We start from the raw sequence: 13,129 nt of genomic DNA on the forward strand, positions 1-13,129 counted from the left end.
TTATAATTTATACAAACTTATACTTCCTTCTGTATGTATTAGTGTTGCTGGTACATTTTTATTTCTAGTCACATAATAATCTACATTAAACTGTTTTAAATAATCTATTATTGCTTTCATATTGTTTAGACTATTAATGGTCTCTTGTCGTTTTTGCCATTCAATAAACTGCTGTGGATTGCCTTCTATTAACATCGAAGCCCCTTTTCCATCAAATATAACTGATCGTTTTGTGGCTCCTCTGTAAATATAGCTAGCACATAAAACATCAGATTGATTGGTGTTTTTATTGATGTATTTGGACATTCTATCTATAGCTAACTCAGTATCTTTTTCTGTAGAAAATACGCTTAAATTATGTGGCAAAATAGTTTTAGAGATATCTTCTCCAAAAAACGGAACCTTATTAAACCACAAGCTTTGACTAAATACCAATAGTACTAAATAAGTACCTACAACGTAAGGTGCGTATTTTAATCTGTTTTTATTGGCATTAATAATTCTTTCAAAAATAAAAGCCCAAGCAAAATACGCTGGAATGACTGCTACTTTTTGCACTCGGATTAACTGAAAGGATAATCTTAAATTAAGTCCAAAAAGTTTGTTTATTAATTGCTCTACTGGTACACTAATGGTAGGAATTAGTATAAGAATAACGGTTAACAACACTAATAATTTCGCTTTTTTATGCTGATCTTGATTTTTAAAAGAGAGTATAAAAAATAATATTAATGGTATAATAAAAAACAAGGTTTTTAGCTGTAGCCACTGTCTTAAAAACTGAAACGGTTGACTAAAGTAATCTGGAATCCTAGTGTGAAAGGCTTTTTCAAATGCATCAAGATTATAAGTGACTTCTGAAGATGTTTTTCCAAAATAAGTTAATACAAATGGCAACATTCCCAAAGCAATAGCAGCAAGTATTAAAACAAATTGACGTAATGTTACACGTGCTTTATTTTTAAAATATATTTGATTTAAGACTATAAATGAAAGAAATAATAATACGCCTCCAAGTCCTGTAATGGGATGAAAATTAAAAATTAACCCAATTAAAAAACTGGCAATTAATACTTTATAAAAAGGTTTTGAAAAGATTAAAAAAGGTAAGGGTAATAGACTAATATAAACTGTTCTTGGCATGATAGTCCATAAGTCTGAAATACCCCAAATCTCCAAGCCTGGAAGCCAAATAATACCTCTAATTAGTATTGATACAAGTAATGCCACCCAAAAATTACTGACGAATCTAAACAGTAAGAAAAACCATAATATTCCAAAACTTAAATGGCAAATAAAACCTAAAACATTAACCGCTTGTATGTAATTGTAATTGGTAAATGTTGCCATAAAACGCAACGTTTGCACATAAAATGGCGTGTAATATTTAACATTTTCAATGTTATCCAAATATAAATCCTCTTGAAATAATGCTGGATTGTCAAATTTTTGAGCAACAGGAATTATATTTTGTATATCAGATGAGAGTTCACTATAATTAGCATCTAGGTTATCTATATAATAAGCAACAGCAATAACTAAATTAAATACAATTATTACAAGTAATTTTTGCTTACTTAAACGCTTCATTTAATTAGATTTTGGAGCTTTAGTTATGTCATAATGCACAGCTTGTAATAATAATTGAAACCCAATGATGATGGTTAAAGTTACTAACATGATGGTTCCTGTAGGCGCAAAGATAGCTTTGGAGCTATAGTACCACCACGTATACAACCCATAGATAAATCCGAATAAAAATAATGGCAATCCAAATAATAAATAGATAGAAGACATATTAAAATCGTAAACAAAATACGATTTAACAATACGCTTAACAAAGGTTTTGAATAGTTTGGGTAAAAACACAAAAGGCATTTTCCAGACACTCATATTTGACTTTTCATCGCCATAAATGGCTGGCATAGGTACATCTTTTATTCTAACATCCTGAAAATACAACTCGGCAATTAAAGAGGTTTCAAAATAATATCGGTTAGCAATATTGTTAAAATCTAATTGCTTTAATGTAGATGTTTTAACTGCAAAAAAACCATTAGTTGGATCAAAATTATTCCAGTAACCAGTTGCTGCTTTTGTTAAAAATGATAGTCCTAAATTTCCTATTTTACGTACAGTAGGCATATTTTTTAAAGCTTTAAAATCTCTAAATCTATTACCTTTAGCATATTCTGCTTTGTCTTCTATTAACGGATTAATTAAAGCTTTTATGTAGCTGGTATCCATTTGATCATCCGCATCTACTTTAACAACAATATCAAATTGATCTTGTATAGCTTGTTTGAAGCCTGTCTTAGTTGCGCCTCCAACCCCTAAGTTTTTTTCATTTTTTAGATGTACTGATTTTTCAAAAGTCTCTAAAATAGAATTAGGAAGAGCCTCTTCTCCACAATCATCAACAATGTAAACTACATCAATAAATTCTGGCAATTTATGCAATACATCAGCAATATGTTTTGACGCATTGTAATAAGGTATAACAACTGCTATTTTATTTTGATTTAACATTAATAAAGTAATAACGTGGGACAATTAGCATAACCACAATTAATAAAAAGTAACCTAAAATAGTAAATAATGAACGGTAAATATATAAATGTTCTCCAAAAAATAAGGTAACTAGCATGGCTATTACCAATCCGCTTAACGCAGATTTTAAATATCTTACTCTACCAAATTTTAAAAACAAATAATTACTTAACCATTTAAAGTATAAAAACAAACCTACTAATCCCACTTCATTTATCAAACTTAAGTAAATATTATGCGCTGAAAATTGAATGAGCAATCTATTATTTAATCCAATACCAAATGGCATAATCAATGGGTTTTCAATTAAATAATACAAATATCTTACGGATAATTCTTTTCTACCTGATCCTAAATCTTCATATAATTCGCCAACATTTAAATTCTGTCCTGTAAAAATCCCTGGATCTGATACTTTATTTACAACCCTATTTTCAATGGTTTCGGTAATGGTTTCAATTAATTCTAAATTTAAAAAAAACGCAATAATAATTCCTATTGATATAACAATTGAAAGACCAAAAAACTTTTTAGTACTAGAAATAAATAAGTAACAAACAAATACAATTAACGCTAAATACGTAGTCCTAGAACCTGATACACCAATGGTAGCCAAACTAGTTAAGATGGTTATTATAATTAAAATACGATTGACCTTTAATTGCTGCTGCATTAATAAACCAATTGCAAACACTAGAGAAAACAACATATTCATCCCTAAATTAATTTTATTAGGACCTAATGCTCCAGATAAAAAACCTCCATATGCTTGTAGATAGACATCATTCCATAAAAAAGGAACTAAACCAGCATGTTGAGAAAATACTAATATAGCTTCTGCTATTGCTAGAATTAATATAAAGCTAGCTGCTCTTTTATAATTGAATCGGTTTCTTATATACATAGCCATTAACACTGCAGTGTAAAAGAAAATAAGTAAATGATAATAATACAGACAGGTTTGTACAAACCATAGAGGTCTGCCTTTATATATACTAAAAGCTGCATTAAAAATTAATGTAAATCCAGCCCACAATATAAATGTGTTGAGATATTTAAAATAAGTTTTAGATTTAATATAAACAGTAAATAACTTTAAATTATTAAAGACAATAAACAATATAACAACACCTGTCATATCATATAATCTCAACTCATTATCACCAGTTAAACTGTATTTAAGAGCTGGTAAATTATAAAAATAAGAGATGACCATTAAAGCCAATGCTAATTTTACATAAAGTGACTTAAATAAGTTTTCTATTTTTTTATTAATGTATTCTGTTTGTGTCATTAAACTAAAATAGATTGGTAGATAGCTTTTATTGTTTTAATTGTTGAAGTTTCAGAAAATTGATGCGCTACTTTATGATGAAATGTATTTCCAGCTAATTTAGCTTTTTCAGGATTATATATGTAATCTAATAACGCTTTTTCCATCTCTAAGCTATTTTCAGAAGGTATTAATTGACCTTCTGTACGCTCTGAAATTACCAAATTACAATCGCCTACATGTGTTGCAATAACTGGTAAACCTGCTAAACCATATTCCAATAGAGCCAAAGGTAAGCCTTCAGATTTTGAGGATAAAATACCTATACTACACTGCGACAATATAGCAGATATATCTGGACAACTCCCATAAACAAAAACATTTTGTTCTAATTTATTGTCTTTGATATAATTAAACACAGATTTAGAATACTCATCCTTAAAATCATGTCCCACCAAATGTAAAGTCCAATCTGGATGTTCATTTAGAACTACTTTGAAAGCCTTTAGTAAATTTAAATGGTCTTTTTGAGGACGTAAGTTAGCTAAACATACTATGCGTTTACCAAACTCTCCTTTTAAGTTAGTGGTGGAAGTTAATTCATTTTTAACAGCAAAATTTGGTAAATAGCTAACCGACTTCACCTTTAAATTATTTTTTGCCCAAGCTTCTAATTTAGAATTCACACTAAAAACATGATTAAAAAAATAAGAACATATTTTTAATATGCCTTGTGAACGTTGATCTAAAAATTCACTTTTCCCATAATGATCATGCCAAACTAGTTTTAGTTTTGGTTTTAAAATTTTAATAATAGTCGCTAAAAAATAAGACGTAGAATGCGCATGAATTACAGTAATTTGATGTTGATTTACAAAACGAAGTAAACGTCTTGTAGCTTTGATATCTAAAGTGTTCTGTTTATTTAAAAATAGATATTCAACTTCATTTTTGATACTTGATTGTAATAAACCTTCAGCTCTTGTGGCACATAAAAATGACCCTTCAATCTCATCTACTAAAGCATTAGCAAAATTAACTGCTACTCGTTCTGCTCCACCAGCTTCTAAAGAATCAATAAGTTGCAATACTTTCATTTATGCGACAATTAGTTTTTTAATTTCCGCCTCAAAAGCATCTAAAGTATAATCTTGAGACCAATTGGATGCTAATTTAGACATTTGCTGTAATTGTTCTTTAGATTGTAAATGAGTTTCTATTTTTGATATAGCATCTGTTATACTAGGTTCAATCAAAATCCCTCGTTTACCATAATCTAACATATTTGGCACGCAAGATATAGGTGTTGCAATGGGTATGACTCCAAAAAACATAGCTTCAGCTAAAGCTTTTGGCCAACCTTCAGATTGAGAGGCTAATATGGTGAAATGTGCCGATTGCAATGCAGTTTTAACGGTTTCGCTAGTTTGATTTCCGTGTAAACGAATATATTCTGATAAATTATTATCAGATATATATTGTTGTAACTCTTCTTTTAAAATACCGTCTCCATACAGATCTAAAGTTATAGCATAGCCTTTCTGTTTTAAAGCTTCTACAATTTGAATAGCCAGCAAAGGTCGTTTTCCACTAACCAAACTACCAACAAACACAAAGTGTAATTGTGCTGAATAATCTCTTTGTAATGCTATTAGTCGATCTTCATTTTTAAAAGTTGCTGTAAAAAAAGGTTTAATATTTTTGGTTTGATTGTACCAATGTCCATAAACAATTGCAGTCATATTTTTAGTCCATCGTGTACTAGATAATATTTTTTTTTGAATGCGGTAACTTAATGGTTGTACTGCATGTGGATCCCAATTCCCAGCATATTTTGCTGTTTTTATTTTTTTTGGAAATAACATCTGAACCACACACCCTAACAACCCAATATTACTTGGACAACGTAAGTGAATATGATCTGCACGACGACAGGCTTGATATAATTTATACAGAATAAATGGTAAGGATAACAAAGACAGTAATGACCTACCAAACGTTACAAATGCAATGGAAGGAATTTCTGTTAAGGTTATGTTTTTGTGTTGATAAGCAATATCAATATCTGTAATGGGTTGATTGGTTTTTGGTGCCACAATCTCCACGTCATTAACATATTTTAACCACAAATTCATTTCGCGCACGTATGGTGCGTAAGCAAACCATTGCTGATTTTGGGACTTGTGTAAAACATGTGTGATGATTAAAAATCGCATTATTGAATTTTGGGTTTGTTAAAGATAAGCGAAAGCCAGCCCATTTTACGACCTGCAGTTTCTGTAAAGGCTTTTAATTTGTCTTTAGAGGTAAAGATATTTGTAAATCTGATGGTCATCAGCAACAACTCGGTAGCATGAAATTTAAATCGTGCCTTTAAACTTGGATTAGGGTATTTTACTCGCCAAACATACCAGCTATTTCTAACTACCATTTTACCATAGTTGTATTGATTAGGACGTCCAGAACCATCATGATAATGAGCTAATCTAGCATTTGTATTAATATATAACGCTCCTATTTTAGCCAATCTAATAGAGAAGTCTGCATCTTCATACAAACCATAACCTTCAAAATACGTTGAAAATGATAGTTGATCAAACACTTCCCTTTTATAGCTAGACACGCCTCCCATAATTTGCTCAACTTCATAAATTTTTCCAGAAGGTGGCAAAAAACTTACCGAGCGTCCATGAGCAAACGTAGGTAAAAAACCAGGTTTGGCATCTGGCTGTAATCCAAAAACACGTCTTATTTTAAAACGAGAAGGCTCATTACGCATCCAACCATCATAATAAAATTTTGAAGGATTGTTTTTATGATTCGATGCTTCCCAATCGACTTCGTTGGTAATGCAACCTCCTACTGCCAATGCGTTTGGATGTGTAGTATAAGTAGATAATAAATGTTTAAAATAATCTGCTTCTAAAACGACATCGTCATCTAAAAAACAAATAATAGCGCTATTTTTATCAACTTTACTAATTCCAAAATTACGTTGTTTAGTTAACCCTCTATTGCTGTCATCAACTTTAAAATAGCTAAGATTATTAAATGTTTTCTCTTTTAATACAACTTCAGTAGCATTATTTGTAGAACCATCAATAATTAAAATATCATTAGGATAGAGTGTTTGCAAAGCTACCGACTCTAAAAGCGTTACAATCGCTTTTGGTCGCATGTAGGTGCAAATGACTAATGAAAAAGACAAATTCATTATTGTTGTTTGGTTTTAAACTGGTTGTAAATTTCTAAAAAATAAGGTTCTCTACGTAATGTATTTAACCACAAGTCTCTATTAGAGGTTTGTAAATTTTCAAATGCGACTTCTGTTAATGAATTATGAAATTCTAAAATTTGCTCTGCAATGGGCACATTACCCTTCTCTTCTATGATTAAACAATGTTTAGACCAATCTATTTTAGTAGATAAAGGTAAACGACAATCTGTATTTATTAAAATCGGGATACGTCCTACTGCTAAGGTCTCGTAAAAACGTACTGAAAAATTACCGACACCTCTTAAACAAAAAGTATAAGCATTATTAAACATATTGTCGTAAAACTGTTTTGAACTTTCCTTTTGGGTTAATTCAGTTTGTAAACCTGCTCTATATTGGTGACGTAAAATAAACTGCGTATTTAATTGGTCATTAACTGCTAATTGGCTTAGATACTTAGCGCGTTTTATACTAGATGGATAAAACGCTTGGTTATCGGCTAGAATAAGATTAAATAATCTTTTAACTTGATATTTAATATGATTTGTTAATTCTTTGATATACTTTTTAAAACCAGATTGTGCATGACCAACAAATCCAATACTGGGTTGCTTTTCTTTTTTTAAAGCTGAAAAACCTTGTAGTAAAAAAGAGTCGTAAGGGTCATTAATAAAAGATGGTATTACAAACGTATTGTGGTCTAATTTGCTATCAAAACCACCTAATCTAAAGGTATAACTATTAGGTATGTAATTAGTAAACCCATAATCTCCAGCAGTGTATATCCAAATAGGTTTTTGATATTGTTTTGCTAAATTCAACAATGAAGATATTTCTTTTTTATGCTTAAAAAAAACAGTATAATCTACAGGAAACACCACAATATCTGCATCTTCAATAGCATCTACCAATTGATATTTAGACAGCAAGGTGTCGTTTTCTTTAAACACCAAATCAAACAGTAACGGAAAGACTTGACGTCGATACGTTTCGGTTAAAAAATCGGTATTTGTATAGAGTTTAAGCATGGTGTTTAGATTGGAGTTTGGCACTCCAAAATTGGCTACATTTCCATTGTTTTTTATACTGCTTAATATAAGCAAATGGATTTTTAGTTGAACTATGTTTAAAACTGCGTAATCCTAATAACAATTTGTAACCTAATAATTGGTGTTTTGTAAAATAAGTTTCGTTTAACAACATGATGGTTGGAGATGGTTTAGGCTTGACGACATCATCAGCCCAAAGCTGTTTGACTTTGGTACGATAACCACCAATTGGTGCTTTTAAATGCGTGATTTTAATATCTGCAAAATACACCACATCTTCGCCCAAATGTCTTAATTGCATACCAAAATCATTGTCTTCGCCATAATTAAATTCGTAATTCATGTTAAACTTAACTTGCTTGATTAGACTAGATTTAACGATGCTATTCCCTGCTCCGAAAATACTAGTTTGTGCGGTTTTTAAATAGGTTTGCGTTTCGTTAGGTTGTAAATATACCGTTGTACCTACCTGTACACCATATTGCTCGATATGATTAAATAGCGTTTTAATTAGATTAGTTTCCAATCTATTATCATCATCACCTAAAAAGGTCCATTCGCTTTCAACTTGTGATAAAGCTAAATTACGTGCATTACAAACTCCAGATTGATGGGTAAAAGTATGTTTGATATTGAAAGGCCAATCTTGAGTGGTTAAATAATTTAATTCTGAAACAGAATCGTCAAGTGGATTTTGCTCGACAATAATGACGTTTTTTGGTAAAATAGTCTGAGCGGATAAATCTTTTAAAACATCATACAAATATTGCTTTCTACCTATGGTTGGAATAATAACATCGATGTCTTTATTATTGATGACTTTTTTAGAGGATTGAATAGAAATTTGATCCAGATTAAAGTGAGTTGATAACTGTTTATAAAACAAACTTTTCAGCAACGGAAAAAAAGTAAATTTTCTCTCATAAATCAAATAACATGCGCTTAAGAAAAATATCCAAACCCATTTATAGTGTTGCTTGACAAACTTAAATAAGGTGTCAGTTGACGCTTGTTTTGTTTCAGTTTTTACTGAAGTGTTTGGTAGCAATAATCTAGGTTCAGAATAACAAAACAACCCTTCTACCATAGCACGTTTAGCTAAAGAATTGAAAAAATAGTCAAAGCATTCTAAAAAATTTAAATCCTCTTTTAAATGAGTTAAAACCGAAGCATGTATACCTCCAACATGGCTACTCATAAACCAGGTTGGGAAAGTCACACTCTTATTTATTTTTAAGAAGTAAGAGCGTTCAACATACCCTATTTGTTTAGGTAGATAATCTGTTTCTGACAAGTTATAACTTGCTAGTACACGTTGATGGTGAAAAATTTTTGAAAAGTCATCAATATTTAAATGGTCTAAATACTGTTGTTCACACCAAATAATCAATTCATCTGTGTTAGTTTGAGCAATTTTTTCAAGGGTTTTAGTTATTGTCTCTCCAATACCAAATCCATCAGTAATGGGTTGCTGTTTAGCATCCAATACTTGAGTTAATTTGCTATGTTGATGTACTAATATAATCACGTTTCTAAAACTTGAAATTCAGTGTTTCCGATAATAGCTGCATATTTAGAAAAGCTACTATTATACATTGGTTTCACATTTAAAAAATAAACTTTCTCACTATTAGCAATCATAAAAAAGTCGATTAATGTTTTTAAATGCCCATCTAACTGAGAACTCTTTGAAAAATTATCCATGTGAAACGGATTGCCTTCAACAACTTTAATAGCTGTATTTTGCTTAATGTAATTAACAAAATTAATACTATCCGAAAACACATAAGCACTTTTATTACTTTCTGCCTTAACGCGATTAATGATTGCTAATAGCTGCTTGCTCAATTGTTCTTGTTGGGTTACTGAAAGCACTTTGTGAGTTGTATCTTCAAAATCTCCCATAAGCGTTGTAAATCTGGAATGAAATGCAATGTAAGGTTCAGAAGTCATTTCATTAAGCTTTTCTTCTAATAATTCACTCTTTTTAAATAATGCATTAAAATCGGCTCGCCATTTTTGTTCTAGATCTTGGGTATCTAATTCTGGAAACGTAGCTTTAGAATAATCAATATTAGCATATACATAAAAGGTATTTGCTTTAGATTTTTTTATTGTTTGTAATGGGATAGCAGTAAAATTATTAACTAAATACAAACATTTAGATTGGGTTGGATGCCAAGTCAAATTTCTTCTTTTTAACTCCCAATCTACTTCATTTGGTTCTAAAAAAGTAGAGAGTGTAAATGGGTTATCAAATAAAATTTTGAAATCGTAACCCAATTGCTCAGCGATTTGATAAAAGGATACGATACCTTTTAAACGATCGACCAATCCACCATGAGTAAACAAACCATCAAAACAGACAACTATTTGCTTTTGTTTAGGTTGCTTCAAACTAAAGTATTTTAAGTAATGAAAAAACAACATTTGCTTTTTCTTTTTTTTACTTAAAAATTGCTTTAACTTTTTAAAAGTCATTAGTATTATTTTTTTGAAATAATAGATTGGTAGTATTCTATATTTTTATCTGCAATGGTATTGATATCAAAAGTAGACTCCACTTTTAGACGTGCTTGTTGTCCCATCTTTAAACACAATGCTTTATCGTTGAAAAGTTGTACTATTTTTTCACTATAGGTATCTATATCTGAAGGATGCGCTAAATAACCATTTACGCCATCATCAATCAGCTCTTGTGCCCAACCAATACTAGTATTGACCACTGGTTTTTGTAATGCCATACTTTCAATCGTAACCATGCCTAGTGTCTCAGCTAAACTTGGAAATGTACAAACATGTGCTTGTTTAATTTGATTTTTAACTTCAGAATAGGGTATTTTTCCTAGATATTCAACGTTTAATTTCGCTTTGTCAGACAACACATTTTGCATTAAAGCGTAGGTAGAAGCAGCTCCAGTTTTTACATCTGGTGCATCACCACCAATTAATTTTAATTTGGCATTAGGTTCTACTTCAATGACTTTATTAAAGATTTCTGCTAATTCTAAAACTCCTTTTTTTCTGATTATAGTTCCAATATATAGTATCGTCTTATCTTCATAAACATTTGGTGCATCATTATTAAAATGATCTAACTGTAAGCCATAATGTATGGTCTTAATGTTATTTCGGTGTAAACCGAAAATTTTAGCAGTTTCTTGACCTGCAAATGTAGTTGGTGCAATGTAAGCTTTGGCTTTGAGCAATGCAGATTTTTCAAATACAAAGTTTTTAAACTTCTGCTGTCTTTTATCTAGCTTACAGAAATACGCATCACTACCATGAAAACGAATCACTAGTGGTGCTTTTAAATTCATAAACGCAGTAATACCTGTCCAATCTGGAGCTTCCAGAATATTAATATTCTCTTTAACTACGACTGTATTAATATAGTTTTGCAAGTGCTTTCTATAGAAATACCATGTTAAAAATGAAAACTTTTTCTTTGCAATTAAATGAATCCTTACGCCTTTATCATTAATGATTTCATCTTTATTTTGGTGATAAACAAAAACAGTAACTTGTTCTCCTTTATTAACTAAAGTAACAGCTAAATTTTTGATACTTGTCGCTATTCCTGCTGCGTGAGAGACTTTAGGATGTGGATATTCTGATGTGATTAAACCTATGTGCATTAAACTAGGTTTTTAATAGTGTTCCAAATAGTCTCTGATGCTTTTGTTGGCGTTTTACCGACTACAATCTCATACCATAGTTTACCTTGTTCTACATTAGAAAGTTGCCCATCTAAAATTTGTTTTACTATACCTTCTAAATCATTTTTATTGGTACAAAACACAGCTGCTTCTTGACTTGGCATACTTCTAAAGTGTACATACTTATAATTCTGTCCAATATCTCTAATACCGTTTTTAAGTTGTGGTTGCTCATAATTATAATAAATACAAGCTTTATCATGAACCACAAAATCAAATACTGTCGAAGAACACACGTTGGTTACAAACTCAGAATGCTCGCACACATTATAAAGCATTTTAAAGTCTTCTTTTGCAGGTAACACTTGATTCCATTGGTCACCAACTTGCTTCCAAATAGGATCTAACACTTCAATGATATCTTTATTTTCTTCTATTACAGCGTCATAACGCGTTGTAAAATCTACTGGACATTTTCTATAGATAATGCCTAAGTTTTCGCCTTTACTATTTAAACTTCTAACAGCATTGGCTAAGTCTTCAAGATAGTATTGATCTAAAGGTGACGTGGTTTCGTCATCACCAGAATAGCAAATGTATTTTTTGTTGATATCTAAATTATATTGCTTAAAAAAGTCTTCTCGACTTAATTTTAAACTGGTGTCATAATGTGGTTCAAACTGTGGTGTACCTGTCACAAAGACTTGTTGTTCTTTTACAAAAGGGTAGTATTTTAATACTTCCTCTTTCATTAAATCACTCCAAACACAATAATAATCTGTCTCAACCACTTGCATGGCTTTAGGTACATTATCCCAAGAATAGACAAATGCTACTGTTGGAATGCCCAAATCTTGAGCTGCTAATAGCGCACTAATAGATTGTGTGGCACGCTGTGTAGTACAAAAAATTAAATCTGGTTTATGTTCTTCTAATTGTGCTTTACAATAGGCATATTTTGGGTTTTTACGCTCTAAATCGTTTATTTTTTGACGGATTTTTTCAACGCCTTTCTCTGAAGAATATAAACCAATTAATAATTTAGTATATAAACTTTTAAGCGTATTTTTTAATCCTTTGTAATTAAACGGAAATTTATAAGTCGGATAGACCTCATCATTAAACTTATCTCGCGACACATTTAATTCTGCTCTTTTACGAGCACGAGAATAAATTGGAGTTAATGGATGAATTTGATGGTTTTCGATTTTAACTTCATTAAAACCTAGATTATCTTTTAAAGAAAATACTGTATTATTCCAATAGGTAATATCAAAACCCATTTGCTCACCTATAGCTTTAAAATTGGTAAAAGCAAAGTTTCTAAGACCAACTCCATCAGGAAAAAAGACAAATACTTTTTTTTTCATATGTAAAATAG

The 13,129-nt window shown here is 30.7% G+C and carries 11 protein-coding genes; all 11 read right to left on the reverse strand.

Translation table 11 applies throughout. The features are described 5' to 3' along the window. From Ollyesu_RS00255 to Ollyesu_RS00305, 11 genes are read right to left on the reverse strand one after another with little or no spacing between them, the layout of a single operon-like run. Positions 1 to 1,590 (reverse strand): hypothetical protein, encoded by a 1,590-nt coding sequence (locus Ollyesu_RS00255; protein ID WP_279301812.1) that lies wholly within the window; start codon positions 1,588 to 1,590, stop codon positions 1 to 3. Further along, positions 1,591 to 2,529: a glycosyltransferase family 2 protein gene (locus Ollyesu_RS00260; protein ID WP_279301813.1), complete on the reverse strand. Its 939-nt coding sequence runs from the start codon at positions 2,527 to 2,529 to the stop codon at positions 1,591 to 1,593. It lies immediately after the preceding gene. Beyond that, a complete protein-coding gene (locus tag Ollyesu_RS00265; protein WP_279301814.1) occupies positions 2,513 to 3,844 on the reverse strand; it encodes an O-antigen ligase family protein in 1,332 nt (443 codons plus the stop codon). The genes Ollyesu_RS00260 and Ollyesu_RS00265 overlap by 17 nt, the downstream gene beginning before the upstream one ends. After that, entirely contained in the window at positions 3,844 to 4,920 is a 1,077-nt protein-coding gene (locus tag Ollyesu_RS00270; protein WP_279301815.1) for a glycosyltransferase, read from the reverse strand. Before Ollyesu_RS00270 ends, Ollyesu_RS00265 begins: the two co-directional genes overlap by 1 nt. Further along, positions 4,921 to 6,039, reverse strand: a complete 1,119-nt coding sequence (locus tag Ollyesu_RS00275) for a glycosyltransferase family 4 protein (RefSeq protein ID WP_279301816.1) — start codon at positions 6,037 to 6,039, stop codon at positions 4,921 to 4,923. Next, positions 6,039 to 7,037 carry a glycosyltransferase gene (locus tag Ollyesu_RS00280; protein ID WP_279301817.1) on the reverse strand — a complete coding sequence of 333 codons (999 nt, stop codon included), beginning with the start codon at positions 7,035 to 7,037 and terminating at the stop codon, positions 6,039 to 6,041. The genes Ollyesu_RS00275 and Ollyesu_RS00280 overlap by 1 nt, the downstream gene beginning before the upstream one ends. After that, complete coding sequence (locus Ollyesu_RS00285; RefSeq protein WP_279301818.1) at positions 7,037 to 8,068, reverse strand: exostosin family protein; 1,032 nt, start codon at positions 8,066 to 8,068, stop codon at positions 7,037 to 7,039. The genes Ollyesu_RS00280 and Ollyesu_RS00285 overlap by 1 nt, the downstream gene beginning before the upstream one ends. Next, positions 8,061 to 9,617: a glycosyltransferase family A protein gene (locus tag Ollyesu_RS00290; protein ID WP_279301819.1), complete on the reverse strand. Its 1,557-nt coding sequence runs from the start codon at positions 9,615 to 9,617 to the stop codon at positions 8,061 to 8,063. Before Ollyesu_RS00290 ends, Ollyesu_RS00285 begins: the two co-directional genes overlap by 8 nt. Beyond that, positions 9,614 to 10,570, reverse strand: coding sequence for a hypothetical protein (locus Ollyesu_RS00295; RefSeq protein WP_279301820.1), 957 nt, complete (start codon positions 10,568 to 10,570; stop codon positions 9,614 to 9,616). The genes Ollyesu_RS00290 and Ollyesu_RS00295 overlap by 4 nt, the downstream gene beginning before the upstream one ends. 5 nt (positions 10,571 to 10,575) lie before the next feature. Beyond that, positions 10,576 to 11,727, reverse strand: a complete 1,152-nt coding sequence (locus tag Ollyesu_RS00300; RefSeq protein ID WP_279301821.1) for a glycosyltransferase family 4 protein — start codon at positions 11,725 to 11,727, stop codon at positions 10,576 to 10,578. After that, on the reverse strand, positions 11,727 to 13,118 hold the full coding sequence (locus Ollyesu_RS00305) for a UDP-glycosyltransferase (protein ID WP_279301822.1): 1,392 nt from the start codon (positions 13,116 to 13,118) through the stop codon (positions 11,727 to 11,729). The genes Ollyesu_RS00300 and Ollyesu_RS00305 overlap by 1 nt, the downstream gene beginning before the upstream one ends. Positions 13,119 to 13,129: the final 11 nt, after the last annotated feature.

The organism is Olleya sp. YS (genome assembly GCF_029760915.1).
Taxonomy (GTDB): Bacteria; Bacteroidota; Bacteroidia; order Flavobacteriales; family Flavobacteriaceae; genus Olleya.

Coding starts and splice junctions, on each gene's coding strand:
- Ollyesu_RS00260 (WP_279301813.1), bottom strand. CDS start 2,529: ATGTTAAATCAAAATAAAATAGCAGTTGTTATACCTTATTACAATGCG.
- Ollyesu_RS00255 (WP_279301812.1), bottom strand. CDS start 1,590: ATGAAGCGTTTAAGTAAGCAAAAATTACTTGTAATAATTGTATTTAAT.
- Ollyesu_RS00295 (WP_279301820.1), bottom strand. CDS start 10,570: ATGACTTTTAAAAAGTTAAAGCAATTTTTAAGTAAAAAAAAGAAAAAG.
- Ollyesu_RS00305 (WP_279301822.1), bottom strand. CDS start 13,118: ATGAAAAAAAAAGTATTTGTCTTTTTTCCTGATGGAGTTGGTCTTAGA.
- Ollyesu_RS00280 (WP_279301817.1), bottom strand. CDS start 7,037: ATGAATTTGTCTTTTTCATTAGTCATTTGCACCTACATGCGACCAAAA.
- Ollyesu_RS00275 (WP_279301816.1), bottom strand. CDS start 6,039: ATGCGATTTTTAATCATCACACATGTTTTACACAAGTCCCAAAATCAG.
- Ollyesu_RS00300 (WP_279301821.1), bottom strand. CDS start 11,727: ATGCACATAGGTTTAATCACATCAGAATATCCACATCCTAAAGTCTCT.
- Ollyesu_RS00265 (WP_279301814.1), bottom strand. CDS start 3,844: ATGACACAAACAGAATACATTAATAAAAAAATAGAAAACTTATTTAAG.
- Ollyesu_RS00270 (WP_279301815.1), bottom strand. CDS start 4,920: ATGAAAGTATTGCAACTTATTGATTCTTTAGAAGCTGGTGGAGCAGAA.
- Ollyesu_RS00285 (WP_279301818.1), bottom strand. CDS start 8,068: ATGCTTAAACTCTATACAAATACCGATTTTTTAACCGAAACGTATCGA.